This is a genomic window from Actinomadura luzonensis, assembly GCF_022664455.2.
GTDB classification, from domain to species: Bacteria; Actinomycetota; Actinomycetes; order Streptosporangiales; family Streptosporangiaceae; genus Nonomuraea; species Nonomuraea luzonensis.
The window spans coordinates 4,383,079-4,407,918 of sequence record NZ_JAKRKC020000001.1 but is presented as its reverse complement, the minus strand read 5'-3'; the positions used below and the strand labels follow the sequence as shown (position 1 = coordinate 4,407,918).

Here is a 24,840-nt window from a genome sequence, read left to right as displayed (position 1 = left end):
TCGGCGGCAATTATGAATAATCCTCGTATAACCTCCTGAATTTTATTCACCTTTCGCCGGGGAATTTGCCCGCCGATTTACCGTGGAGTCAACGTGGAGAACTGGTAAAAGTGAAGTCAAGGCAGTCCCGACGACCAAGGACTCGTCATGATCACACCGGATCTCCTGGTCGGTGCGTTGCTCGGCGCCGTGCTCGCGGCCGCCGTGTTCGCGCTGACGGGCGCCCTGCTCTGGCAGGCCCGCGCCAAGCGGGCCGCCCTACGGGCCCGCGACGTCGCCCGCCGCGACGCCCGCGCCGCGGAACAGAAGGCCGAGACGGCGCGCAAGAATGCCGACACCGCCGCGCAACAGGCCGAGATCAATAAACAGTGGTACGACGCCGCGGCCGGCGAATTCGGCCGCCTGGTCGAGCGGCTGCGCGCGGTCGCCGACATCGAGGCCGGGCACCCCTCCGTCGAGCTTCCCGGCCTCCTGCACGAATGCCTGGCCGAGACCGCGGTGGCCGTCCGCTGCAAGGAGGCCGAGCAGTTGTTCAAGGACCGGGCCGCCGCCATCCGCGCCGACGTCTCCGCCGCCGCCCGCTCGGGCGTGCGCGGCGTGGCCGACACCGCCCAGGCGGCACTCACCCGGCTGCAGATCAAGATCGACGAGGAGCTGGACGACCACGCCGGCGCCCACGCCTACCACCAGGGCCTGGTCGAGATCGACCACCTCGCCACCCAGGCCCTGCACAGCCTCCAGCGGCTGCGCATCCTGGCCGGGTCCTGGCCGGGCGTCCAGCGCGAGGACTGCACCTTCCGCGAGATCGTCGAGAGCGCCCGCGGCCGCATCGGGCCGTACCTGCGGGTCGACCACACCTACCAGGCCGACGTCGGCGAGGTCGTGGTCGAGGGCCGGGTCGCCGAGCCCATCATCGTCGCCCTGGCCGAGCTCCTCGACAACGCCACCAGCTACTCCGACGACCGGGTCGACGTCTACGTCCAGGCCGTCCAGGCGGGCTACCGCGTCGTCGTGGAGGACCGCGGGCTCGGCATGAACGGCTTCCAGCGGGCCGAGGCCGAGCACCTGCTGTCGAGCGGCACGCCGATGGACGCCGCCGCCCTCAGGGACGAGCGCCGGCTCGGGTTCGCCGTGGCGGGCCGCCTGGCGCACGAGTACGGCTTCCGCGTGGACGTGAGCGCGCCCTCCAGCAGCGGCGGGGTCAAGGCGGTCTGCCTCGTCCCGACGCACATGATCATCCGCGTCCCGGCCGACGCCGCCGACCCGTTCAGCACCGAGTTCACCAGCCCCGGCCCGGCCGGTGCCGGCGCCGGCACCGGCGCCGGCACCGGCGACGGCGTCCCGTACGGCCCCGGCCACCCCGACTGGGCCACCCTGCCCGACCAGTTCCTCCCGCCCGCCCCGGCCGTCCCCCTGGCCGGCGAGCCGGGCGAGCCGGGCGAGCCCCGCGAGGAGCCCCCGGCGCAGCGGCCGGCCGCCGCCGACGTGCCCCTGACCACCGCCTCCGGCCTGCCCAAGCGCCGGGCGCAGCAGCCGGTGCGCCGCCCTGCCGCCCCGGCGGCGGCTCAGCGTCCGATGACCGACGCCGTGCCGGCCGACGACCTGGACGCCGGCATGGGGTCGATCTTCGAGGCGCTGCGGGCCGCGTACGCCGACCGTGACACCGACCAAGGACAACCCCAGCCATGACCACCCAGCACACCGCCGACACCATCGACATGACGGGCCACCTCAACCGCCTCGTCAGCGACAACGACGGCCTCATCAACGCGATGCTGTTCACCACCGACGGCTTGCTGCTGGCCCGCTCGCACGGCCTCAGCCGGGAGGAGGCCGAGCGCACCGCCGCGATGATGGCGGGCCTGCAGTCGTTGCAGCGCCAGCTGGCCGGCTTCTGCGGCATGCCCGCCGAGCAGGAGCTGTCGGCGCCCTGGCGGCACATGATCAGCGACCTGTCGGACGTGACGGTGCTGCTGTTCGCCGCGGGGGAGCGCACCGGGCTCGCCGCGGCGGTGCGCGGCGGCTCCACCACGGGACCGGTCGCCGTCGCCATCGCGGCCATCATGAAGACGATCAGGGGCCTGCAGCCGGTGCTGGGCGCCCGGGAGCGGGGCAAGCCGTCGTGACCGGGCCACGGCAGCGGCGGGCCGGGATGGTGCGCTCGCACGCCGCCATCGACGGCGGCGACGTGCCGTCCCGCTCCGCCCTGGACGAGGCCACCCTCCTCATCGCCGACCCGCACCGCCCGTGCGCGGGCCTCGGCGCGCACGCCCAGCGGACGATGGCGCTGTGCCGGCCGGGCGTGCTGTCGGTGGCCGAGGTGGCCTACCACCTGCGGCTGCCCGGCGCGGTGGTCAAGGCGATCGTCGCCCGGCTCGTCGACAGCGGCCACCTCGGCGCCCGGGCGCCCTACGTGCCCGCCGCCGGTCAGTACGACCTCGAATTCCTGCAGCAGGTGCTGGATGCCCTACACAAACTCTGACCGCTACGTGCCCGCCGCCGCCCGGCCCGTCAAGATCGTCGTGCTGGGGCCGTTCGCCGTGGGCAAGACGACGTTCATCGGCACCGTGTCGGAGATCCGGCCGATGCACACCGAGGAGCAGCTCACCCGCGCGGGTCAGCTCGTCGACGACCTCGACGACCTGCGCGACAAGAGCACCACCACGGTCGCCATGGACTTCGGCCGCCTCACGCTCACCCCCGACATCGTGCTCTACCTGTTCGGCGCCCCCGGGCAGCAGCGCTTCAGCGGCATGGTCCGCTGCCTCATGGAGGGCGCGCTCGGCGGGCTCGTGCTGGCCGACACCCGCCGGCTCGACCAGAGCTTCCCCGCCATCGACCTGCTGGAGCAGGCGGGCCTGCCGTACACCGTCGCGATCAACCACTTCGCCGGCGCGCCGCTGCACCGCGAGGCCGACCTGCGCGAGGCCCTGGCGCTGCCCCACGACCGCTCCCTGGTCAGCCTCGACGCCCGCGAGCTCGGCTCGGCCAAGCAGGGCCTCATCGCCCTCGTCACCGCCATCATCACGCAGTCCCGTCTGGAGCCCGCCCGATGACCGTCCCGACCAGCAGCGGCCCCGCCGCCGGCGGCGTGCGCCTGTACGGCGAGGAGTTCGCCGCCCGCCCCGAGGCCGCCTACGACAAGCTGCGCGCCGAGGGCCCGGTGGCCTGGGCGGAGCTCGCCCCCGGCGTGCGCGCGCTCGTCGTCGTCAGCCGGCGCGCCGCCCGCGACCTGCTCAACGAGGAGGAGACCTACAGCAAGGACAGCCGCCTGTGGGGCGACCTGGCCCGGGGGGCGGTGCCGCGCGACAGCCCCGTGCTGGCGCTCATGGCCTTCCGCCCCAGCCTCCTGTACGCCGACCGCGACCGCCACGCCCGCCTCCGCCACGCCATGGACGACTGCCTGGCCCGGATCAACCTGCACCACCTGCGCGACCGCACCCGCGGCCACGCCGCCGTCCTGATCGAGCGCTTCGCCCGCGACGGCCACGCCGACCTGATGAGCCAGTACGCCGACCTGCTGCCGCTGCTGGTCTTCGCCGACCTGATGGGCTGCCCCGCGGCCATGGTCGAGCGCATGGTCACCGCCTGCCAGGGCATGATCGACGCCGGCCCGCGGGCCGAGCAGGCGGCGGCCGACCTCGCCGCCGTCCTCGCCGAGATCATCCAGCTCAAGAGCGGCCGGCCCGGCGACGACTGCACCACCTGGATGCTCGCCCACCCCGCCCGGCTCGGCCACGAGGAGATCCTGCATCAGCTCGTCGTCCTCATCGGCGCCGGCACCATCCCCACCGCCGCCTGGATCGCCGCCACGCTGCGGCTGCTGCTCACCGACGCCACCTACGCGGGCGACCTGTCGGGCGGCGCGGTCACCGTGCGGCGGGCCATGGAGCAGGCGTTGTGGACGCACTCGCCCATGGCCAACTTCGCCGTCCACTACGCCCGCTACGACACCGCCCTGCACGGCGTGCCGATCCCGGCCGGCGTGCCGGTGCTCGTCAGCCACGCCGCCACCGGCACCGACCCGAGCGTGCCGCATCCCGGCTACGGCAACCGCTCCCACCTGGCCTGGTCGGCCGGGCCGCACCGCTGCCCGGCCGTGAGCCACGCCTCGATCATCGCCCAGACGGGCATCGAGACGCTGCTCGACCGCCTGTGGGACCTCGACCTCATCGACCCGTTCGCGCCCAACCGGCCCGGCCCGTTCCACCAATGCCCCGCCAGCCTCGGAATCCGCTTCCGCCCCCATACGGCAGACACCCCCACCGCACCGTCCTTGCCGAACGCTGGAGGTCTCCGTGACCATGGCACCAACCCCCCTCGACACCACCGGCACCCGCCTGTATGAACAGGCCGACCACCTGCGCGCCGCGGGCCCCGCCGTGCGCGTCCTGCTCCCCGGAGACCTCGTCGCCTGGTCGGTGACCAGGGGCGACGTGGTCAAGCGCCTGCTCACCCACCCCGACGTCTCCAAGGACGCCCGCAAGTCCTGGCCGGGCTACCGGCCCTTCGCCGTCGCCTGGCTGACCGCCTGGGTGGACGTGGTCAGCATGTTCACCGCCGACGGCGACGACCACAAGCGGCTGAAGGACCTGGTCGGCCGCGCCTTCACCGGCCGCCGCATCGAGGCGATGCGGCCCGCGATCGAGGCGATCGTCGCCTCGCTGCTCGACGAGCTGGCCGCCGAGCCCGCCGACCGGCCGCTCGACCTGCGCTCCCGCTTCTCCTACCGCATCCCCAGCCGGGTCATCTGCGACCTGTTCGGCGTCCCTGACGTCCAGCGGCCCGCCATGCTGGCGGCCATCGACGGCGTCCTCGACACCACCCTCGGCCCCGACCAGGCGGCCGCCGTGCAGCGGGACATGTACGCCGGCATCCACCGGCTCGTCGCCGCCAAGAGCGAGCGGCCCGGCGACGACCTGACCAGCCTGCTGCTGTCCACGCAGCGGCGCGAGGACGACCGGCTCAGCATGGACGAGCTGGTCAGCACGCTGATCCTGATGATCGGGGCGGGCAGCGAGACGACCGTCTCCCTCATCGACCACTCCGTCGTCGCCCTGCTCACCCACCCCGACCAGCTCGCGGCCGTGCGCGCGGCCCCTTCGCGGTGGGCCGACGTGATCGAGGAGAGCCTGCGCCTGCATCCGCCGATCATGCACCTGCCGCTCCGCTACGCCACCGCCGCGATCGACCTGGGCGAGGACGTCACCATCGACAAGGGGGACCTCATCCTCATCGGGTTCGGCGCGCACGGCCGTGACCCGGCCGTCAACCCCGACCCCGGCCGCTACGACATCGACCGGCGCGACCGGCAGCACCTCGCCTTCGGGCACGGCATGCACTTCTGCCTCGGCGCGCCGCTGGCCCGGCTGGAGGCGGGCATCGCGCTGCCCGCCCTGTTCGCCCGGTTCCCGCGGCTGGCACTGGCGCGGCCGGTGGCGTCGCTGGCGCCGCAGCCGTCGTTCATCAGCAACGACGTGCGCGAGCTGCCGGTCGTCCTCGGAGCCGCCGTCGCCTAGCTCGGGGTGCCGGGAAGGACCGCGCGGGCCGGGCGGATCAGCCGCCCGCCCGGCCCGCGTCCACCCCCGCTCAACTCCGGCCGAGGAGCAGCTCGGCCTGCTCGATCACCTCGTCCACGGTGATGGCGGCGATCCACGAGTCGTCGTGCGCGCAGCGCCCCGCCCGCAGGTCCACCCCGGTCGCGCCGCAGCACGGGCAGGCGGTGGTCCAGGAGACCAGCGGCCGGTGCCGGGCGCGGGTGAGGGGGCCGGCGTTGACCAGGTTGCCGCACCAGTACAGCCCGATCGTGGCGGCGCCGACGGCCGCGGCCAGGTGGCGCGGCCCGGTGTCGTTGGCCAGGACGAGGGCGCAGCGCTGGTACAGCGCGGCCAGGCCGCCGATGCTCAGCGCCCCCACGAGCGGCGTGGCGGGCCGGCGCATCGCGGCGACGACCTCCGCCACCAGGCCGGCCTCCTCGGGCGTGCCGGTCACCACGACCGGGCGGCCGAGCCGGTCGGCGACGGCCGCGAACCGGCGGGCGGGCCAGCGCCGCCGCGGGTCGGTCGCGCCCGGGTGCAGCGCCACCAGGCCGGGCGGCGGCTCGCCGAGCACGTCCCGCAGCTCGGCCCGGTCGGCGGCGGTGACGGCCACGCGCGGCTCTACCTCGCGGGCGCGGGCGCCGACCAGCGCGGCGGCCTCCAGGTAGCGCAGGGTCTCGTGCTGGTAGTAGACGTAGGGCAGCCACAGGTCCAGGGGCTCGGCGTCCGGGGTGCGGAAGCCGGCGGTGACCCGTGCGCCGAGGCGCCGCACGAACGGGTTGGAGTGCCGGCCGCCGCCGTGGATCTGCACGGCGAGGTCGAAGCGCCGCTCGCGCAGCCGTCCCATCAGCTCCTCCGGCGCCGGGCGGGCCTCCGGCCGGGTGGTCAGGCCGGTGATGGGCGGCATGGCGACGACCTCGTCCACCGGGCCTGGCCGGCCGCGCAGGAAGTCGGCGTGCCAGGCGCTGCCCAGCAGGACGAGCCGGGCGTCGGGGTAGGTGTCCTTCACCGCCGCTATCGCGGGCAGCGCCACGATGAGGTCGCCGAGCGCGTTGGCCCGCAGTACCGCGATCTTCCTCACGCCCTCCAGGATCCCCGTCATGACGAGGTCGTGCCCGCCCCTCACCAGCCCAAACTACGCAGAGTAGGAGCAATGGAGCACTGCGGAGGCGGCGTGCACCACTTCCTCGACCGTGATCCGGAGCAGCGCCGGGTCCGGGACGTCCGTCTGCACCTCCCGCTCGCCGTCGCCGTGCCAGAGCGCGGCGTGCACCGGCTTGCCCGGCGGGCCCCAGATGCGCGGCGAGGCCGGGCCGAACAGCACGACCGACGGACGCTCGTACGCGCTGGCCAGGTGCGCGACGCCGGTGTCCCCGCACACCAGCAGCGCCGCGCCGCGCACCAGGGCCGCGAGCGCGGCCAGGCCGGTCCGCCCGGCCAGGTTCGCCTCCGGAGGCAGCCCGGCCTCGCCCGCCACCCGGGCCGCCAGGTCCCGCTCGGCCGCCGAACCGGTGACCACCACGTCGTGGCCGCCGGCCGCGAGCGCCGCCGCGACGGCCGCGAACCGCCCGGCGGGCCACCGCTTGCTGCCGTACGCCGCCCCGGGATGCACGATCGCCGCGCCCGGCCGCGGGCTCGGGACGTCCGGGGGAGCGAGCAGCAGGTCGCCCTCGTCGGGCTCGCCGCCGTCGGAGCGGACCAGCCGGCACCACTTGGCCACCTCGTGCTCCACGTCCCGCACGGCGGGGCCGTGCGGATGCCCGGCCTCGGGGCAGGCGAAGGCCACCAGGCGGGCGGGCCGGGTGCCGCGCAGCGCCCGTACGCTGTCGGGCAGCACGCCGTGCAGGTCCACGGCCACGTCGGGCGCCCGCACCGGGGGCGGGCGCAGGTCGCGGTGCGGCACGACCTCGTCCACCGCCCCGATCAGCCGGACCAGCGGCGCGAGCGCCGGATTGACGGCCAGCAGCAGCCGATGCCCGGGATAGCGGCGGCGCAGCCCGCGCAGCGCCGGGACGGTGACGAGCAGATCCCCGAGATTCAGCGCCCGCAACGCCAGCAACGTGGGCGCGGCCTCCGGCATGACGTTCACACCCTCCCCTGCCCGCCCCCGCGCCAAGAAAGTCCCGCCCCCGCGCCAAGAGAGCCCCGCCCCCGCGCCGCGAGAACCGCACCGGGGTACACCACGGGCGTGAGCACCCAGACACCCGCCGCCGGGGGAGCCGCCGCGCCGTCGTACGACCCCCGCCGGACCGCCGTCCTCCTCATCGACCCCTACAACGACTTCCTGTCCGAGGGCGGCAAGATCTGGCCCCGGCTGAAGGAGGTGGCCCAGCGGGTCAAGCTCCTCGACAACCTCCGCGCGGTGACCGCCGCGGCCCGGGAGGCCGGCATCCGGGTGTTCATCGCGCCGCACCGCCAGTGGCGCCCCGGCGACTACGACGACTGGGACCACCCGAACCCCACCCAGCGCGGCATCCAGGAACGCCACTCCTTCGCGGCCGGGACCTGGGGCGGCGAGTGGCGCACCGACCTCGTCCCGCCGGACGGCGACGACGTCGTGGCCAAGGAGCACTGGGCGCAGAGCGGCTTCGCCAACACCGACCTCGACCTGCTGCTCCGCCAGCACGGCATCACCCACGTGATCGCGACCGGCGTGCTCGCGAACACCTGCGTCGAGTCCACCGCGAAGTTCGCGATGGAGCTCGGCTACCACGTCACCCTGGTCCGCGACGCCACCGCCGCCTACAGCCCGGAGCTCCTGCACGCCGCCCACGACCTCAGCGGCCCCACCTTCGCCCACGCCATCCTCACCACGGCCGACCTCCTCAAGGCCCTCCGCGCCGCACGCTGACCCGCCAGAAGGCCGCGTCGCAGGGTCACCGTGGTTCTGAGGCGGCCGGGAACAGGCCGTTCGTCAAGTAGAGGCTCCGAGCCTTCAGATCCTCAAAACGATCCCACGCTGGTCTCTGGCGCTCGGCGGGCATCTGACGGCGCGTCCGTGCCGGAGCCGGCGTAAGGACGCGCAGCGGGATCGTGTAGGTGCTGCTGTGTTCCGGCGTGGCAAGACCGCGGCGTCAAGCCACCGCATAGTCCCCACTACGTCCGTCGCTCCTACTGCAGACCTATATCGCATCGACTGCCACAGCCCCTAGAGCCTCTACAAACAGTCGCTGTAGCTAAAGGACGCGATAGGTGTAGTATTTCTCGGCCAGTGCAGCCTTGGCTGCTTCTGAAGTATCCGTGCGGCCGCTCATCGTGCACTGCACCAGGAAGTCGCGCACCCTCTCCCTTGGCCAGCCGGCTGCAGCTACGGCTGTCCAGAAGCGAAGCATATCTAGTGGGTCGCGTTCTGATACAGAACTGATTATCGTGTCCACGGCTCCGTCGTTCGGCACCATTTGTAGCGTTGCCATGGCTCGAAGTGCGCCATTGATCAGGTCATCGTTATTTGACTCCAGGCACCACAAAATGGGGGATGCGTCATCCGCGGAAGATCGCCCCAATCGAACGATGGCATCTCCTAGGGCTGTAACAGTGGTGGCCTCGAGATGCATGTCGGGAGAGGTCGCCAGATTCTGCAGCGTCGGCAGGGCGGGTGTGTACCCACACATCCCCAGTGCCATAATCATCTGGTACTGCGTTTCCCAGGTCTGCTCTCTCACGACCTCTCGCTGCAGCGCATCCAAGAGAGCCGGCCCAGCGGAGGGATCCTGTAGCTTCCTCAGCCTCTTGGCCGCGCTACGCCGTCGTGCCGATGAGGGATCTCCGAGCTGCTCCATCGCCTGGTGAAGATTGAGTGCCATTACCTCTCCCGGACTGGAATTTAGTCGAAACGGCCATAACCAGCTCCACACCCACCGCGTTCGGCGCAGGACATGCCCGTTGTAACGAACCCGCGATTTTGGGCACTGCTGTTACAGGCTGCCCCTTCCACGCACAGATTAGCGGGATCCAGATTTCCGTTGCTTTTCCTGGGCACATTTCGATGACCAATCTGCATGTTATCCGGATTCGAGGATCGCTGCCCGCAGCGCCAACACTGATATTCGCCGCCCGTCCTGTTGGCCTCCTCTTGAAGCATTCTGTCTCTTATTGATCGGGGTACAGGCCTTCCGCCAGTAGGGCCGCCCCTGCTCTTGGCAATGTCCGCTGCGGGTGACCCCTCGCCATCTCTGAGTACGAATAACGGAGGCTGGCAACCGTCTGGATTCTGATTATGGACGAGGACGGCCGCGCCACCTGCGAGCACGTAATAGGTGTGCAGACCCTCTGTGGTTAGGTTGTAGACGTATCTTACCGACGTCCACAGTCGGATCGCGACTACCTGAACGTAGGTCCCCGAAGAAGTTTGCAGCCACATGCCCGGCTTGAGTTGGCCGGCACCCAACCATTCGCTGAGGGCGGGCACCCAGAAGGGGTGCCGATCGGTTGCCGTGATAATGCCGGTCTTGTCGCCGTGGCCCCCGTCGATATCCAGGGTGATCTCACTAAGGGTCTTATCACCCTGCCCTGTGATCAATGCAGTGACCTGCTTAGGTTCGGTACGGCCACTTGCAGGATCGGTCGCGACGACGCGGTCGCCGATCTTGATGTCCTCGATGGCTTTGGTGCTGCTGTCGGCCATGAGTACAGGGGTTCCAGCGATGAAGCTGTTCCCTGCGATGCAAGGCCGCGAAGTCGAGCGCTTCGGGGTGGAGGGAGCCGTATCTGACGTAGGCGGCGGTGGTGGTGGATCGACGGGCAGACTAGTGGCAGGAGGGCCAATGACTACAGGAATAGCGACCGCCGCCGGAGGGACAGTCAGCACCGGCAGGGCGATTATTGGAATTAATGGCAGTATGGGGCCAAGGAAGATGTCGCCGTCTGTCAGAAATTCTGTCTCAGGCCATTCGATGCCTGGCTCGTGACCATCTATGAAGCACGTCTTACAGTTAGGTGTATGTACGTTTACCTGCGGGAATTTGTCTCCTGGTGCTTTGGGTTTGGTAGTCGGTTTCTGCTGAGGGTTGCCGCCTCGAGGGCCGGAAGTAGGCGTCTGGGGCTGAGGGTTCCGTTTCCGCTCAGGTCCTGTGCTGTCCTGATGGTTTCCTCGGTTATTGTTTGGGCATCTGTTGCTGAATTCGGCACACGGATCCTTCTTGGCGGCGGGTTTATTGCACTCCGGCCGCGGATCTGACCATTTGCATGAGCCTTTCGCGACATCATCTGATGCGGTCGGCTTCGCATCGGTGAGCACATCACAGGCAGCAGCCAATGGGACGCCCGCGACAGGGACGCTCACCAGCCGATAGCACCTTGGATTAGGTGCGTGGCCCGATGGATCGGTGTGGATCAGTGGACTGGCTTGCGCATAGCCATATCGATTCATCCGGTGAGAAGGGTCCGGCTCCAGATTCCAGCTGTCGCGCGAGACGAAGCCTCCAGTGCTGGGTTGGTACCAGCGGGCATGCATGTTGACGGTGCCGGTGTCGATGTCGGTGTATTCGCTCTGGTAGCCGAGGCTGGGCTTGGTACCGGCCTGGGCGGTGACCTCGCCGTAGGGGTTGTAGGTGGTGGTGCTGGACAGGGCGGTGCCGGTGAAGGTGCCGATCAGGTCGTCGTGCAGGTCGGTGAGTCCGCCGGCGGCCGGGGCGGTGCCTTCCTGGACGCTGACCAGGGCGCCGAAGGGGTCGCGGCCGTAGCGGGCCTGGACGGCGCCGGCGGCGTCGGTGATGGCGACGATGTCGTTGTCCAGGCCGGCGTAGGCGAAGCGTTGCTGGGCGCCGCCGGACTTCTGGCGGGTGGCCACGCGGTCGAAGGCGTCGTAGGTGTAGCTGGCCTCGCCGTCGTTGATCAGCCGGTCGAAGGCGTCGAAGGTGAGGTGCCGGGTGGCGCCGTTCTTGGTCTGGGTGGCCAGGGTGCCGCGCGGGGTGTAGGTGTAGGTGCTGCCGTCGCCTTCGGTGAGCCGGTTGCGTTCGTCGTAGGTGTAGGTCTTGTCTCCGGCCTTGGTGCGGTTGCCCGAGTCGTCCCACTCGTAGCCGGTGGTGGTGCCGTCGGGGCCGGTCCAGGAGGTCAGCCGGCCGGCGTGGTCGTAGGTGTAGGTGTTGTCGCCGGCGCCGGCCAGGCCTTCGGTCTTCTTGGAGGTGAGGTTGTCGTCCTTGTCCCAGCCGTAGGTGATCTTGGCGAGCTGGCCGCCGCTGCTGGTCTTCAGGGTGTGGGTGAGCGGCCGGTCCAGCGCGTCGTAGGTGTAGACCTGGGTGTTGACCGGGTTGGCGGAGGTGATGGTGGAAAGCCGGTCGGCCTGGTCGTAGTCGTAGGTGTTGGTGCGGCCGCTGACCGGGTCGGTGACGGTCTTGAGCCGGTCGGCGGCGTCCCAGGTGTAGGTGGTGGTGCCGGTGGCGTCCATGCGCTGGGTGGGGTTGCCGACGGCGTCGTAGGCGAAGGTGCTGGCTGTTCCGGTGGGCGGGGTGATCTTGGTGAGCAGGCCGCGGTCGTTGTACTCCAGGCTCTGGTCGCCCACTGTGGTGGCTCGGTCGGCCAGGTCGTAGCCGTAGGTCTTGTCGGCGGCGACGATCCCGGCTCCGGAACCGCTGATCTTGGTGACCCGGTCGAGGGCGTCGTAGGTGCGGTCCAGGCGGACCCCGCCGGGCTGGACGAGCGCGGTCTCGTTGCCGGAGGCGTCGTAGACGTGCGTCCAGGTGCGGTCGGCCAGGTCCGGGTGGGCGGTGGTGGCCGGCTCGGTGAGGGTTTCGATCAGGCCGAGGCTGTTGTAGCCGGTCCAGGTGGCGTTGCCGCGGCCGTCGGTGGTGCGAGTAGGGGCGCCGGAGGCGTCGTAGCCGAAGCTGGTGGTGATCGACTTGCTGGCGGTGACCGGTTCGACCAGCTTGGTCAGCTGATTGATGGCGTCGTATTCGCGGCGGGTGATCCGGCCCTCGCCGGAAGTGGAAGTGATGAGGTTGTCGGCGGCGTCGTAACCAAAGGCACGGGTGCGCACCGTCGCACCGGTGTTGTCCGAGCTGGTCAGACCGGTCAGCCGGCCGGCCAGGTCGTAGGCGCCGGTCAGCGTATTGCCGAGCGCGTTAGTGATCTTGGCCGGGCGGCCCGCCAGGTCGTAGTCATAGCTGGTGGCGTTGCCGGCCGGGCTGGTCTCGGTCTTGACCTGGCCGTCGGGGTGCAGGGTGTAGCCGGTGGTCTTGTTGCCCGGCCGGATCTGCTTGGTGAGGTAGCCGGCGTCGTTGTATTCGAAATTCGTGACGTAGGCGGCGCTGGTGGGCTTGCGCTCGATGACGGTCTGGGTGATTTGGCGGCCGAGGTCGTCGTAGGTGGCCTGGGTCCGGGCGCCGGTCGGGTCGACGCCGGCGGTCTCCTCGCCGAGCAGGTCGTACTCCGAGATCCACTGACCGGCCGGCTGCCCGGCCGCGGCCGGCGGATCGGTGACCCGCACCGCGTTGTCGAGCGCGTCGTAGTCGATGCCGGTGGCGTAACCCCGCGGATCGGTGACCTTGATCAAGCGGCCGGCAGGGTCATAGGCGTAGCCCATCTTCGGGGTGAGCGCGGTGCCGCCGGGCGGGGTGTAGGGCATCGCGGTCAGCGAGGTGCGGCGGCCGTTGCGGTCGAAGCCGGAGGTGGCCAGCCGGCCCTCGGGGTCGAGCACGTGGGTCTGCCAGCCTGAGGTGTTGTAGCCGATCCGGCTCACCGGACGACCGGCGGCCGCGGTGCCGGCCTTGTCGATCTGCACGCTGGGTACCTTGATCTCGACCAGTCGGCCCACGGCGTCGTAGCGCTGGTGGGTGGTGTAGTCGGCAGCGGTGGCGCCGTCGGTGTTGCCGCGCGGGTCGGTGATCGCGGTGACCAGGCCGCGGTCGTCGACCTCCCAAGTGGTGGTCAGGTCCTCGGCGCCGTTTTCCACCGTCTGGCGAGTGATGATGCCGGCCGGGTTGTAGGCGTAGCTGGTGGTCTCGGCGCGGCTGCTGCCCGCTGCGGTCCGGGTCTCCTTCGTCACCTGGTCGTTGGCGTCGTAGTCGTAGACGGTCTTGCGCTTGAGCGTGGCGGTGTCGAAGGTGGCGGAGGTGAGGCGGGAGGCGGCGTCCCAGGCGTACGCGCTGGTCACCGAGCTGCCGATGGTCGGCCCGGGAGTGTCGAGCTTGGTGAGGTTGCCGGTCGCGTCGTAGGTGTAGTCCTCCAGCACCACATCACGCAGGGCAGCGGCGGGGTCGTTGAGCCGGACGTCATCGGCGATCACCTGCGCCAGCAGGTCGTCGCCGTAGTAGGTGTAGGAGATCTTGCGGTTCATCGCGTCGACCTGCGCGGCGAGCCGCCCGGCCGGGTCGTAGGAGAACGACTCCAGGGTGATCGTCGTGGCCGGCTGCGGGTTGACCGGGCTGCCAGTCCAGTTCTTCAGCGTGCGCAAGGCCAGTTCGCCGCGCTTGGTATAGGTGTAGCCGAACACCGCGCCAAGCTCGTCGGTGAGAGTGGCCTGCAACCCGAGCGGGTTCCAGGTGGTGTGGATCACGCCGCCCTCGGCGTCGGTGCTGGTTTCCTGCAGGCCGTGGGCGTCGTAGGTGTAGCTGGTGGTGCGCTCGGCATCGCCGCCGGTCAGGTCGGTGACGGTCTCCGACAGCTGGTTGCCGTCAGCGTCGTAGGTGTAGGTCGTCCTGGCGGTGTGGACGACGTCGGTGATCTCGTTCTTCACCCCGGGCGCGGTCACTGTCGCCAGCCGGCCCACAGCGTCGTAGGTGTAGCCGGTGCTCACCCCGTTCGGCTCGGCGTCCGACACCTGCGTCTCGCTTGTCGCCCGGCCGAGCGCGTCGTAGCCGTATTTGATGACCAGCCCTGTGGGGGCGGTCTGTTCGGCCAGGTCTCCTGCGGCGGTGTAGGTGTAGGCGGTGAAATTGCCCTTGGCGTCGGTGCTGGTCTTGACCAGGCCGGGCGGAGTCGTGCCGCCGCCGGTCGCGGGCTCGGTGCCGTCGGTGTAGGCCGTGCTGATGGAGCGGCCGTTGGGGAAGTCGAGGGTGGCCGGGGTGGTCTGCTTGGTCTGCTCGCCGAAGGCGTTGTAGTCGTAGCTGACGGCGTAGGTGTTGTCGGTCGCGCCGGTCGAGCGGGCGTCGCGAATCTTCAGGACGCGGTCGTTGCGCTGGTCGAACTGGTCGTCCTTGTTGAGGTAGTACTCGTAGTGGGTGGTCTGGCAGGTCGTGGTGTCCCGGCAGGTGCGGTAGGTCAGCGGGTTGCCGCGCTCGTCGTTGGTCAGGGTGACGCTGTTGGTGTTGGCGTCGGTGATCTGGGAGACGAAGCCCGCGGTGTCGTAGTCGTAGCCGGTCTTCTTGTTCTCCTGGTCGGTGTGCGAGGTCAGCCGGTAGCCGCGCCAGCCGTCATGGACGGAGGTCAGTTTCTCGTTCATGGGGTCGGTGACGGTGACCGTGGAGGTGCCGGTGTCGTGGTTGTTGACCGGTTCGCTGAGTTGCCAGGTGCCGCCGTTGTTGTCGGTGTGGGTCTTGATCCGGTCGGTGGAGCCGTCGTAGGTGTTGTCGGCCCACACCCGCCCGGACGGAAGAGTAATCTTGGTGAGCCGGTTCGGCGCCGCGGCACGTGTGGCGTAGTGGCGGCTGATCTCCGCCGGTGTCAGCGGCCGGTCGTAGACGGCGACCTCGTCGATCGCGGCGGTGACTCCGCCGAGGTTCATGTACTGGCTGTACTCCGGCTCGGTGTAGCGGATCTCCGCGGCCCGGGTCGCGGCGGGTGTGCCGTCGACGTACAGCGTCTGCAGGTCGCCGGCGGCGGTCAGCACCGCGTGGTGCCAGGCGCCGTCGTTGACCTTCTGGGCCGAGGTGATCCGGGCGGAGTCGTAGTGGTAGGCCGCTGACAGCTTGCCGTCCGTGGTCACCTGCAGCAACGCGTTGGTGATGGAGCCCCAGGTGCCGCCGACGGTGATGATGCTGCCGGTGCCGGTCGTCTTGAACCAGGTCTCCACCGATCCCCACGCGCCGACGGTGGGGATGATGCCCGCCGGCAGGTTGATCGCGTCCGTCCGGGCGGCCGGGATGCCCGCCGCGGTGTCGGCGGTGCCGGCCAGGGCGCCCGGCTGGCCCAGTGTGTAGCCGGCGTTGTAGTGCGCGTCGCCGAGCCAGCCCAGGTCCTTCGACACCGAGCCGGAGCTTTCGCCGAGGCGCCAGTAGCCGATGGGGTCGGAGTCCAGCACGGTGCTGCGATACAGCGATCCCGGGTTGTGCGCGTACTGGGTGCATTCCTGGCGTGGGTTGCACACCTTAATCAGTACGTCCCCGTCGTAGGTGTAGCTCCAGGCCAGCGCCGTGCCGTCGACAGGGTCGGTGCTCACCGTGGTGACGTGGGCACCGGTCCAGGTGAAGGTGAGGGAACGGCCGCCGACGGCGGTGGCCGTGGCGAGCTTGCCGTCGCTGCCGTAGGTGAGTACCTGGCTGCGGCCCCGCTGGTCGCTCACCTTCGCCAGCCGACCGGTGCTGTCGAACAGATAGGAGGTGGCCGACTTGTCCATCAGCCGCCAGCTGCCGTCGGTGTTCTTGGCCAGCGTGGCGTACATGCCCGGCGGCGGCTGGTAGCCGCCGTCGCTCTTCTTGGCGAAGCGCACCTGCCGCCCGTCCGGGTAGGTGACGAGCGCCGCCGCCCGCCCGCGTACGCTCTCCTCGACCAGGCGCATGTCCCAGCGGGTGGACCAGCCCGCGCCGAACGCACCGTCCCGGCGCGGGTCCAGGCTGTTGTAGGAGCGCACCACGCTCAGCGGCGGCCCGACGGCCGCGACCTGCGCATCGGTGAAGGTCGTGGTGTAGTTGCCGGACGCCTCGTCGAACTCCTGCCCGTCGGCGCCGCGGGTGGACAGCCGCGAGGTGATGGCCGGCTGGCGCACGCCGAGAACGAAGGTGCGGGTCTGGGAGTAGGCGCTCTGGCCGCCGATGGTGGAGGCGTCGGAGACCTTCACCCGCCACCAGTACTGCCGGCCCCAGGTCAGTGTCCCCTGGGGCAGGGTCCAGGTACCGGACAGCGCGCAGCAGTCCTCGCCGGTGGTGCACTCGTTCATGTCGGGGCCGGTGCACACCTCGAAGTCGAACCCGACCGTGCCGCCGTCCCAGGTACTGGCCGAGGCCGACAGGACCGGTTCGGCGGTGGTCACCTGCGCCCGGTCGTCCGGGCTCATCTGCGTCACGGTGGGGGCGGCAGGAGGCGGGCAGGGGCCTTCCTTCGCCCAGGCCGAGGTGTTCTGCGGCGGCGGGGTGGTGTTGGCCGGGCCGGTCATGCTGATCTTCGCGCGGTAGATGATGCGCTGGTAATGCCGCTGCGCGCCGGCCGAGACCGCGTAGCTGGCCTGCCACGGCTGTACATTGCCGCAAGGCGGCTCGGCGGCCAGCTGGGCCATGATCGCCGAACCGCCGCCACCGGATGGGACGGCCGCCGCAGGTGACGTCTGGCGGCTCCTGCTGCCGGTGACCACTTCCCTCGGTATCGCGTTCTTCGGCGGCTTCGCGCTCCGGCCTGGGGTGCCGGGGTCGGCGGAGGTCCGCGTGACCGCGCTGTCCACCAACGCGGGCAGCGGGGCCGCGGACCCGCGCGCCTGCCGCGGGATGTCATCGAGCGAGACGGCACCGGCGAGCGCCTGGGCGGTCCGCGGCTGGGCCTGCGCCGGCCCGGCGGCGAGCCCGAGCAGGCCGGGCAACAGAACGGCCAGCAGCGAACCCACCGCGAAGGGCGAACGAGCCCATGCCGAATAGCGGCGCATACGCCGTCACGCTCCGACCCACAACGAGGGGCACTCACGCGAGGCGAATGCCGGACGTCGCTCCACCCACCCGACGGGAAACAGGTTCCCGGCTCGTGCGGCTCGGAGCATCTGACCAAACGGGCAAAGCGTAACTTCGCGATGATCAGGCAACAAGATCTAATTCAGCCACTAAATGAGCACGGAGTGTCGCTTACCGGACAAATGTCACCGGATCGGTTGGTGCTGTGGATCGGAGTTCCGGCCAGAGGTGCTTCCCGAGTCAGGGAGCCCAATGATGGGGTGAGATATGCCAGCTGCGTGACTGCGGTTCCTGCGTGCGGCGTCGGGTGCTCGTCTCGCTGATCGGTGGCGCTTGTGCGCTACAAGACGAGGGTCAGTGCATTATCGGGGTGAGGAGCGTGGCGTCGGCCCGGGACAGCATGACCGGGCCGGTGAAGGTGCCGATCTCCTCCACCTGGAACTCGGCCAGGGCGAGGCGGATGTTCTCCGCTCCCTGCGCCGCCCGGCGGCAGGCCTGCTCGGTCTCGAACAGCGTCACGGTGACGATCGTGCCGTCACCTGTGTCGATCGCCTGGTAGCTGACGATGCCCGCGGGCACGCCGGACGGGTCGTCGGCGCCGGTCCCGATCCGGCTCGCGAACTGCCGGTCGACCTTGCGCATCAGGTCGTCGACGGAGCCGGTGCCCATGCGGTACCTGCGGATGAATGCGTACATGAACCTGAGCATGACACTTGTCTTGTATTAAAGACAAGTGTAAGTTTCAGCGGGTGGAGAGCGGCGCGCGGCTGGAGGAAGTGGCGAGGGTCCTGCGGAGCCACCTCGCCGGGACCGGGGCGGAGTACGGCGAGCTGAGCCTGGAGGACATCGCCGCCGTGCTGGGGATCTCGCGGAGCACGCTGATCCGCCGCATCGGTCACCGGCGTCACCTCGACGAGATCCTGGCCAGGCACGGCGCGGGCACGTCCCGGCGGTCCGCGGGGGACCGGGCGGTGCGGGCCGCGGCCCGGCTCTACGGCGAGCTCGGGGTGGGCGAGGTGACGCTGGAGATGGTCGCCGCCGAGGCGGGATGCACCGTGCAGGCGATCCAGGGACAGCTCGGCGGTCGCGACGGCCTGCTCGCGGCGGTCTTCGACCGCTACAGCCCGATGCCGGGCGTCGCGGAGGTGCTGGCCGAGCCGCCCGCGGACCTGGAGCGGGGCGCGCGCCTGCTCTACGCGCAGGTGCTCGACGCGTTGCTGGGCGAGGGACGGGTGATGGCCGCGATGTTCGCCGAGATCGCCTCCAGGCCGGCGGGCGCGCTGGCCGCGCACGTGCGGCAGCGCTACGCGCCCCGCTTCGCCGGCCTGATGACGGGCTGGCTGAGGGGGTACGTCGACTCCGGCGTGGTCCGCGACCTGCCGGACAAGACGCTGCTCAGCCAGTTCGCCGGGCCGGTGCTGGCGCGGAGCGTCGCGGCGCTGGCCACGGGTGAACGCCTGACCGCGGCCGCGCGAGCCCAACTGGCGGCGGACCTGGCGGCCGCGTTCTGCCGCGCCGTACGGGCCTGAACCGGGCCGACGCCTGCCGGGCGGCGGCCGGTGCGACCGTCAGCGGAGGCGGCTCAGGAGCTCCGTCTCCTCGGCGGGGGTGAGGCCGGCGCGGCTCACCGGGCGGCCGGAGACGCGCAGCCAGGCGAGCGTGTCGCGGGCGGTCTCGGCGACCGGCCGGATGCGCAGCCCCGCGTCCAGCGCAGGGGAGGTGTCGCGGGCCATGAAACCGGCGTGCTCGCGAACACCTGCGTCGAGTCCACCGCGAAGTTCGCGATAGAGCTCGGCTACCACGTCACCCTGGTTTTAAGGTCCTCCGCGCCGCACGCTAGCCCCGTTTTCCGCACGTGCGTGATCTTCAGCGGAGGTCTCGTGGATCGATGTCGAGGAGGTCCAGGAGATGGAGTTGGAGGTCGGTGGGTTGCGGGATGGTCGGGGGTGACTGGCCGGTGCCCGGGATCAGCCGGATACCGGCCAGCGCGTCGAGGATGAGCCTGCCGGTGGGGATCGCGGGCCGTCCGGCGTACAGGCCGTTGACCTTGGTCTGGCCGCGGGCGGTGAGGGCCTGGCGGGCCTGGCGTTCGATCAGGCAGAAGATGAGCAGGGCCAGGCAGATGACGGTGATCAGTGCGTGGATGCGGCGGTTGTTCTTCAGATACAGCTGGGTGACGGCCAGCGGGCCTTTGAAGGCCTGGTAGCGGCGTTCGACGGCTTCTTGGCCTTTGTAGTGGCGCAGCACCTGTTCGGCGTCGGCGGCCTCGGGGGGCAGGTTGGTGAGCAGGGCGTACCAGCCGTCGGTGGCGGCGTCGGCGTCGATCGCGCTCTGGTCGAAGTGCCAGACCAGGGTGGGTTTGCCGGTGTCGGGGTCGGTGCCGGCCTGGGCGGTCAGGTAGGGGCTGACCCGGCGGTCGCGGCCGATCGCGGCGAGGCGGTCGGCGACGGCCTGCTCGGTGGGGTAGTGGCGGCTGCCCAGGCCGCGTTCCAGCCGGGCCAGGTCGTCGCGGGCGCGATCGAGTTTCTTGGCCCGGGCGGTGGCGGCGGCCTGGGCGCGGGCGGAGGAGTGCACGAAGATGCGCCGCAGCGTCAGGATCGGGTCCTTCTTGCGCGGCCCGGCCAGCGTCATGGCGTCGTCCTCGTGCACGTGCCAGAGGCCGCGCCGGTCGGCGCTCTTGCGCTCGTCCCGGGCGGCGACGTAGTCCACCCGGGTCGCGTCGGCGAGCTTCTGACCGGCCAGGGCCGCGGCGCTGACGTACTGCTTGGAGGCCGGCGCGATGAAGGACACCCCCGCCCTGTCCATGGCGGCCAGGTTGGCATACGAGATCAGCTTGGAATCGCCGATCATCAGCATGCGGTGCGGGCCGGCCAGCTTCTGCAGGCCCTGCATGGCGCCGATGACCTGCCCGACCTCACCGGCCGCGCCGTCGTAGGCGCGGTGGAAGACCGGGATCGCGCCATCAGCGGCCACCGCGATCCCGGCCTGGACCTGCTTCAGGTCCGGCCGCCGGTCCTTGGGGTGACCAAAACGCGGCGTCGCGTATCCGGGCTCGGGCTGGGGGTAGTCGCCGTGCAGCGAGATCGAGGTCATGTCCCAGTGCAGGCGGGTCACCTCGATGCCGAACGCCTCGATCGCGGCCAGCCCGACCGACCCGGCCAGCTGGTCCAGATGCGGGGCGATGGCATCCAGCGCGCGGCCGATCCGGTCATCGTTGAGCAGTTCGGCATCGGTCCCGAACGCCTCACCCACCGCCCAGGCGCGCGCCCAGTCCTGCACGTGCACCAGCGGCGCGGGCGAGGTCAGCCGGTTGGCCACCAGCACCTCGATCACCTGACCATGAGTCAGCTGCGCGACATCACGCACCGGGCAGGCCGCATCCACCAGCTCCCGAATCCGCAGCCGCGAGCAGAACCCCGCGATCACCGGTAATGCTCCGAGCATCTTCTCGACACTGGCCTGGCCCCACTGCGCATGCTGTCTCACCCGCCACGTCCTACCGTGATGACGATCACCACAGCAACCCCGCGATCTTCAAACACCCGCACGTGCGGAAAACGGGGCTAGCGGCCGCCGCGATTCCGGGTCCCGACGGCCAGGACGGCCGCGGCGAGCGGGAAGAGCGCCACGACCGCCGTCGCCCGGGAGAAGCCCAGCCCGGCGGCGCAGGTGGCGACGACGGCCGAGGCCACGCCGCCCCCGGCGAAGAACGCCAGGTTCAGCAGGCCCATGCCCGCCCCGCGCGACGCGGCAGGCAACCTCGCCGACACCTCGCCGGTGATCACGACCTGGGTGACGGCGAACGCGGCGAGACACAGCGAGGCCGCGACCACAGCCGGCCATGGGCCTCCCCACTCCGTCGCCGTCACGGCCAGGGCGATCGCCGCCGCCAGCGAGGTGCCGGCCAGCACGAGCCGGCCGCCGGCCGGACCGAGCCGTCCCGCTCGGCGCGACAGGAGCGCGCCGGCCGCGGCGCCCGGGAGCAGCGCGACGCCGACCGCGAGCACGTCCCACCCGTGCGTGCCTGTCAGGATCTGCGGGATCGTGTACATGGCGGCGAAGAGGCCGCCGAACACGCCGACGCCGGTCACGGCCCCGGAGCGGCAGGCCGGCTCGGCGACCAGCGCACGCGGGACGAAGCCGTCCGGCCGCCGGGTGGCCCGCCAGGCCACGGCCCCAGCGGCGAGCACGAACCCCGCCGCCAGCGTCACGGCCACCGGGGCGCCGAGCCGGAGTGTGCGGACCTGCACGAGCACCAGCAGTGTGGCGACGGCCACTGTCAGTGCGGCCGCCCCGGGGACGTCGATCGGGCGGCGCGAGCCCGGGCGAGTGGCGAGCGACAGGCATGACGGGGCCGCCAGGATCGACAATGCCGGCAGCGCGAGCGTGACGCGCCAGCTCAGCCAGGCGGTCACCAGGCCACCGAGCAGCGTGGCGGCGGAGGCGAACACCGCCACCGCCGTGCCGTACCCGGCGAGCACGCGCGGCCGGGCCGGCCCGGTCACCCCGGCGAGCAGCGCCGCGCCGACCGCCGCGGTGCCGCCCGACCCGGCGGCCAGCAGCAGCCGCCCGGCCACCAGGACGCCGAGGGAGGGCGCCACCACGCACACCAGCGCGCCGCCGGCGAGCAGCAGCACCGCTGCCGCCAACGCCGTTCGCGGCCCCCGGGAGTCGGCCAGCCGGCCGAGGACGGCCGTGCCGACGCCGAGCGCCAGGGCGTGCGCCGTGAGCACCCAGGCGACCTGCGCGGTGTCGGCCTTGAGCGCGGCGGCCACCTGCGGCAGCGCGACGGCGGCGGAGGTGATGCCGAAGACCGACGGGCCGAAGAGCCCGCCGAGCCGGAGAGCGGTCGAGACCGGCCCGATCCGATCGCTCGGCCGCCGTCCGCGTCCGGTCCCGCCGAGTGCCGAAGGAGGCGTGGTCCCGGCTGGGCGGACCGCGCTCATCGGGCGGTCCGCAGGGACGACCAGCGGGTGGTGGTCGTGAAGTGCACGTCGTAGCGGTCCTGGTCGGGGAGGAGGTCGTCGAAGGGTTCCAGGCCGTGCTGGACGCGGCCGAGGCGGCGGAAGTAGCCGAAACGGTCTACGCCGGGCGTCAGGACGGCCAGCAGGTCCGCGGCCGAGCCCGGTGCGGCGCCGAAGGCGTGCGGCAGGCCCGGGGGGACGGTCACCAGTGCGCCGCGGGAGACGGTCACCGGCTCTTCGCCGAGCAGGAACTCCACCTGCCCGTCCAGGACGTAGAACAGCTCGGTGGACAGGGCGTGGTAGTGCGGGCGGGCGCCGTCGCGGCCAGGCCCGAGGACGAGCCGGTTCGCGCCGAGCGCGCCGGCGGTGTCGCTCGCGTCGGCGAGCAGGGTGAAGGCTCCGCCCGCGGGCAGGGCGACGACCTCCGCTGCCGCCGCGGGCATGACGAAGGCCTTCGATGTGCTGGTCATGGTTCTCCGTTCCTTGCGCTTGCGGATCGCAGTCCATTGCAGCGTGGGAAGAAGAGGGGAACCAGGAGCGGTTGTGATCGGCAGTTATCGCGAATCGAGATGAGACGGGGGAGTACGGGTGGAATTGCGGCAGCTCGCGTATTTCGTCGCGGTGGCGGAGGAGGGCGGGTTCGGGCGGGCCGCCGAACGGCTCGGGATCGTCCAGTCGGCGGTGAGCCAGCAGGTGCGCCGGCTGGAACGCGAGCTCGGCGTGCCGCTGTTCAGCCGCTCCACCCGGCACGTGCGGCTGTCGGGCGCGGGTGAGCGGCTGCTGCCTGAGGCGCGGGCCGTCCTGGCGGCGGCCGACCACGTCCGGGGGGTGGCCGCGGACGTGCGTGCGGGCGCCGAGGGCGTGCTGCGTCTCGGCGTCGTGCAGGGGCCGGGCGACCGGCTGTACCGGACGCTCAACGCGCTGGCCGGCGTCGCGCCGCGGCTGCAGGTCCGGCCCCGGCGGCTGCCGCTGCCCGAGCGGCTGGCGGCCGTGCGCGCCGGCGAACTGGACGCGGCGCTGGTGCGTGCGCTCCCCACGGCACCCGGTCTGGAGCTGCTGCCGATCTGGACGGATCCGCTGTACGTGGCGCTGCCCGCCGACCACCCACTGGCCCGCGCCACCGGCCTCGCCGCATCCGCCCGGTCCGCTGAGACCGCCGGGTCCGCCCCGGATGTGCTGTCCCCGCGGGGTGCGGGGCCCGAGGTGCCGCCGTTGCCGGGCGCGGAGGACGTGGCGCGGCCGCTGGGGCTGGCGGAGTTGGGGGCGTTGCCGTTGCGGCGGGCGCCCCGGGCGGACAACCCGCCCTTCTACGACCTGCTGACCGACGCCTGCCGGGCGGCCGGGGTGGCGCCGGCGCCCGGCCCACCGTTCACCACGCTGCAGGAGACGCTCGCCGACATCGGCGTGAGCGCGCCCTCCTGGACGGTGTTCTACGAGGTGGCGGGCCTGCCCGAGGTGCCCCGCGTGGCGGTGCGACCGCTGGCCGGGCCGTCGCTGACGACGTCGCTGGCGGTCCTGCCCGGACCGCCGGCGCCCGCCGTCCGTCATCTGCTGGCCGCCCTCGCCCACGTGGTGACCTGACCCGGCGGCGGCACGCCCCGGGCCGTCAGCGGAGGCGGCTCAGGAGCTCCGTCTCCTCGGCGGGGGTGAGGCCGGCGCGGCTCACCGGGTGGCCGGACGCGCGCAGCCAGGCGAGCGTGTCGCGGGCGGTCTCGGCGACCGGCCGGATGCGCAGCCCGGCGTCCAGCGTGGGCGAGGTGTCGCGGGCCATGAAACCGGCGTACTCGGGGAGGGGCAGCCACATCGGCAGTGACCGCGGCCCCGCCCACGGCCGCACCTCCTGGCCGAGCAGGAACTCCTGACCCGCCCAGACCAGCTCGGGCTTCACCTTCAGGCCCTCGGCGATGCTGGCCAGCAGCTCGCCCCTGGTGAAGGGGAGGGAAGTCGCGTCGTAGGGGCCGGTGAGCCCCTTCTCGGCGGCGTCGAGCATCCAGGTGCTCAGGTCGCGGACGTCGACGAGCTGCACGAGGTCGTCAGGGGAGCCCGGCGCGAGGACCGGGCCGCCCCGCGCCAGCCGCTCGACCCAGTAGGTGAAACGGTCGGACTCGTCCTCCGGGCCGACGATCAGCCCGGCCCGGACGAGGAGCGCGCCGTCGCCGACGACGCGCTCGCACGCCACCTTGGCCGGCCCGTAGTTCTCCGGGTCGCCCTCGTCGGCGCCGGCCGGCAGCGGCTCGTGCAGCACCCGGTTGGCCTCGCCGGTGTCGGCGTAGACGCTGCACGAGGAGACGAACGTCCAGTGCCCGGCCCGGCCGGCCAGCTCCGTCACCGCCCGCCGCACCTGGCTCGGCTGCCGGGCGACGTCCACGACCAGGTCGAAGCTGCCCTGCACCGGGGCGAGCCCGCCGTCCGCGCCGCGATCGACCCGGACGAACTCCACCCCCGGCGGCGGGTCGCCGGCCTGCCCGCGCGCCGCGCACACCACCTCGTGGCCGCGCTCGCGCGCCTGCCGCGCGATCTCCCTGGACAGGAACCGGGTACCGCCTAGAACGAGTGTCCGCATGCGGTCCATCCTGGGCCATCGGGCCCGGC

General features: G+C 71.6%; 19 protein-coding genes and 1 pseudogene. 9 read left to right on the top strand and 11 right to left on the bottom strand.

Translation table 11 applies throughout. The features are described 5' to 3' along the window. The first annotated feature begins 147 nt into the window (after positions 1 to 147). The 6 genes from MF672_RS21145 to MF672_RS21120 are packed head-to-tail and all read left to right on the top strand — an operon-like array spanning position 148 to position 5,519. Positions 148 to 1,689 (top strand): histidine kinase, encoded by a 1,542-nt coding sequence (locus MF672_RS21145; protein WP_242383348.1) that lies wholly within the window; start codon positions 148 to 150, stop codon positions 1,687 to 1,689. Further along, the gene (locus MF672_RS21140) at positions 1,686 to 2,126 is read left to right on the top strand and encodes a roadblock/LC7 domain-containing protein (protein ID WP_242383349.1); all 441 of its coding nucleotides are present in this window, start codon (positions 1,686 to 1,688) and stop codon (positions 2,124 to 2,126) included. The genes MF672_RS21145 and MF672_RS21140 overlap by 4 nt, the downstream gene beginning before the upstream one ends. Then, positions 2,123 to 2,482, top strand: coding sequence for a DUF742 domain-containing protein (locus MF672_RS21135; RefSeq protein WP_242383350.1), 360 nt, complete (start codon positions 2,123 to 2,125; stop codon positions 2,480 to 2,482). The genes MF672_RS21140 and MF672_RS21135 overlap by 4 nt, the downstream gene beginning before the upstream one ends. Continuing rightward, positions 2,463 to 3,056 carry a GTP-binding protein gene (locus MF672_RS21130; RefSeq protein ID WP_242383351.1) on the top strand — a complete coding sequence of 198 codons (594 nt, stop codon included), beginning with the start codon at positions 2,463 to 2,465 and terminating at the stop codon, positions 3,054 to 3,056. Before MF672_RS21135 ends, MF672_RS21130 begins: the two co-directional genes overlap by 20 nt. Then, positions 3,053 to 4,348, top strand: coding sequence for a cytochrome P450 family protein (locus MF672_RS21125; RefSeq protein ID WP_242383352.1), 1,296 nt, complete (start codon positions 3,053 to 3,055; stop codon positions 4,346 to 4,348). The genes MF672_RS21130 and MF672_RS21125 overlap by 4 nt, the downstream gene beginning before the upstream one ends. Continuing rightward, positions 4,305 to 5,519 carry a cytochrome P450 family protein gene (locus MF672_RS21120; protein WP_242383353.1) on the top strand — a complete coding sequence of 405 codons (1,215 nt, stop codon included), beginning with the start codon at positions 4,305 to 4,307 and terminating at the stop codon, positions 5,517 to 5,519. The genes MF672_RS21125 and MF672_RS21120 overlap by 44 nt, the downstream gene beginning before the upstream one ends. A 70-nt stretch (positions 5,520 to 5,589) precedes the next feature. Here MF672_RS21120 and MF672_RS21115 read toward each other — a convergent pair whose 3' ends face one another. Beyond that, entirely contained in the window at positions 5,590 to 6,618 is a 1,029-nt protein-coding gene (locus tag MF672_RS21115; protein ID WP_247815358.1) for a glycosyltransferase family 9 protein, read from the bottom strand. Positions 6,619 to 6,672: 54 nt separating this feature from the next. Next, entirely contained in the window at positions 6,673 to 7,617 is a 945-nt protein-coding gene (locus MF672_RS21110) for a glycosyltransferase family 9 protein (protein WP_242382706.1), read from the bottom strand. A 108-nt stretch (positions 7,618 to 7,725) separates the two neighbouring features. Here MF672_RS21110 and MF672_RS21105 point away from each other — a divergent pair, with 108 nt between their 5' ends. Next, complete coding sequence (locus MF672_RS21105) at positions 7,726 to 8,388, top strand: cysteine hydrolase family protein (RefSeq protein WP_242382700.1); 663 nt, start codon at positions 7,726 to 7,728, stop codon at positions 8,386 to 8,388. A 325-nt stretch (positions 8,389 to 8,713) separates the two neighbouring features. Here the strand turns inward: MF672_RS21105 and MF672_RS21100 are convergent, their stop codons facing one another. From MF672_RS21100 to MF672_RS21090, 4 genes and pseudogenes are all read right to left on the bottom strand, one after another. After that, positions 8,714 to 9,199 carry a HEAT repeat domain-containing protein gene (locus tag MF672_RS21100; protein WP_242382701.1) on the bottom strand — a complete coding sequence of 162 codons (486 nt, stop codon included), beginning with the start codon at positions 9,197 to 9,199 and terminating at the stop codon, positions 8,714 to 8,716. 18 nt (positions 9,200 to 9,217) lie between these two features. Beyond that, a pseudogene (locus MF672_RS52190) lies at positions 9,218 to 9,316 on the bottom strand (hypothetical protein); the annotation flags it as partial. Positions 9,317 to 9,360: 44 nt separating this feature from the next. Beyond that, on the bottom strand, positions 9,361 to 17,262 hold the full coding sequence (locus MF672_RS21095; protein WP_242382703.1) for a polymorphic toxin-type HINT domain-containing protein: 7,902 nt from the start codon (positions 17,260 to 17,262) through the stop codon (positions 9,361 to 9,363). A 376-nt stretch (positions 17,263 to 17,638) separates the two neighbouring features. Further along, complete coding sequence (locus MF672_RS21090; protein WP_242382704.1) at positions 17,639 to 17,980, bottom strand: hypothetical protein; 342 nt, start codon at positions 17,978 to 17,980, stop codon at positions 17,639 to 17,641. A 53-nt stretch (positions 17,981 to 18,033) separates the two neighbouring features. On the opposite strand from MF672_RS21090, the gene MF672_RS21085 reads away from it, so the two are divergent. Continuing rightward, the gene (locus tag MF672_RS21085) at positions 18,034 to 18,813 is read left to right on the top strand and encodes a TetR/AcrR family transcriptional regulator (RefSeq protein WP_242382705.1); all 780 of its coding nucleotides are present in this window, start codon (positions 18,034 to 18,036) and stop codon (positions 18,811 to 18,813) included. Between the two features lie 39 nt (positions 18,814 to 18,852). Here MF672_RS21085 and MF672_RS21080 read toward each other — a convergent pair whose 3' ends face one another. The 4 genes from MF672_RS21080 to MF672_RS21065 all read right to left on the bottom strand — a co-directional run bounded on the left by MF672_RS21080 (position 18,853) and on the right by MF672_RS21065 (position 22,718). Next, the gene (locus MF672_RS21080) at positions 18,853 to 19,017 is read right to left on the bottom strand and encodes a hypothetical protein (protein ID WP_247815357.1); all 165 of its coding nucleotides are present in this window, start codon (positions 19,015 to 19,017) and stop codon (positions 18,853 to 18,855) included. A 133-nt stretch (positions 19,018 to 19,150) separates the two neighbouring features. Then, positions 19,151 to 20,770 (bottom strand): IS1634 family transposase, encoded by a 1,620-nt coding sequence (locus tag MF672_RS21075; RefSeq protein WP_444861108.1) that lies wholly within the window; start codon positions 20,768 to 20,770, stop codon positions 19,151 to 19,153. A gap of 77 nt (positions 20,771 to 20,847) precedes the next feature. Beyond that, positions 20,848 to 22,230 carry an MFS transporter gene (locus MF672_RS21070; RefSeq protein ID WP_247815355.1) on the bottom strand — a complete coding sequence of 461 codons (1,383 nt, stop codon included), beginning with the start codon at positions 22,228 to 22,230 and terminating at the stop codon, positions 20,848 to 20,850. Then, on the bottom strand, positions 22,227 to 22,718 hold the full coding sequence (locus tag MF672_RS21065) for a cupin domain-containing protein (RefSeq protein WP_242383058.1): 492 nt from the start codon (positions 22,716 to 22,718) through the stop codon (positions 22,227 to 22,229). The genes MF672_RS21070 and MF672_RS21065 overlap by 4 nt, the downstream gene beginning before the upstream one ends. Before the next feature lie 118 nt (positions 22,719 to 22,836). On the opposite strand from MF672_RS21065, the gene MF672_RS21060 reads away from it, so the two are divergent. Beyond that, positions 22,837 to 23,829 carry a LysR family transcriptional regulator gene (locus MF672_RS21060; RefSeq protein WP_242383056.1) on the top strand — a complete coding sequence of 331 codons (993 nt, stop codon included), beginning with the start codon at positions 22,837 to 22,839 and terminating at the stop codon, positions 23,827 to 23,829. Between the two features lie 25 nt (positions 23,830 to 23,854). On the opposite strand, the gene MF672_RS21055 is transcribed toward MF672_RS21060, so the two are convergent. Continuing rightward, a complete protein-coding gene (locus MF672_RS21055) occupies positions 23,855 to 24,811 on the bottom strand; it encodes an NAD-dependent epimerase/dehydratase family protein (RefSeq protein WP_242383055.1) in 957 nt (318 codons plus the stop codon). Positions 24,812 to 24,840: the final 29 nt, after the last annotated feature.

What these genes read in the sequence shown, in the direction of transcription:
- MF672_RS21080 (WP_247815357.1), bottom strand. Translation starts at nt 19,017, where the DNA reads ATGGCCCGCGACACCTCCCCTGCGCTGGACGCGGGGCTGCGCATCCGG.
- MF672_RS21090 (WP_242382704.1), bottom strand. Translation starts at nt 17,980, where the DNA reads ATGTACGCATTCATCCGCAGGTACCGCATGGGCACCGGCTCCGTCGAC.
- MF672_RS21140 (WP_242383349.1), top strand. Translation starts at nt 1,686, where the DNA reads ATGACCACCCAGCACACCGCCGACACCATCGACATGACGGGCCACCTC.
- MF672_RS21065 (WP_242383058.1), bottom strand. Translation starts at nt 22,718, where the DNA reads ATGACCAGCACATCGAAGGCCTTCGTCATGCCCGCGGCGGCAGCGGAG.
- MF672_RS21095 (WP_242382703.1), bottom strand. Translation starts at nt 17,262, where the DNA reads ATGCGCCGCTATTCGGCATGGGCTCGTTCGCCCTTCGCGGTGGGTTCG.
- MF672_RS21125 (WP_242383352.1), top strand. Translation starts at nt 3,053, where the DNA reads ATGACCGTCCCGACCAGCAGCGGCCCCGCCGCCGGCGGCGTGCGCCTG.
- MF672_RS21110 (WP_242382706.1), bottom strand. Translation starts at nt 7,617, where the DNA reads ATGCCGGAGGCCGCGCCCACGTTGCTGGCGTTGCGGGCGCTGAATCTC.
- MF672_RS21145 (WP_242383348.1), top strand. Translation starts at nt 148, where the DNA reads ATGATCACACCGGATCTCCTGGTCGGTGCGTTGCTCGGCGCCGTGCTC.
- MF672_RS21055 (WP_242383055.1), bottom strand. Translation starts at nt 24,811, where the DNA reads ATGCGGACACTCGTTCTAGGCGGTACCCGGTTCCTGTCCAGGGAGATC.
- MF672_RS21130 (WP_242383351.1), top strand. Translation starts at nt 2,463, where the DNA reads ATGCCCTACACAAACTCTGACCGCTACGTGCCCGCCGCCGCCCGGCCC.
- MF672_RS21070 (WP_247815355.1), bottom strand. Translation starts at nt 22,230, where the DNA reads ATGAGCGCGGTCCGCCCAGCCGGGACCACGCCTCCTTCGGCACTCGGC.
- MF672_RS21120 (WP_242383353.1), top strand. Translation starts at nt 4,305, where the DNA reads ATGGCACCAACCCCCCTCGACACCACCGGCACCCGCCTGTATGAACAG.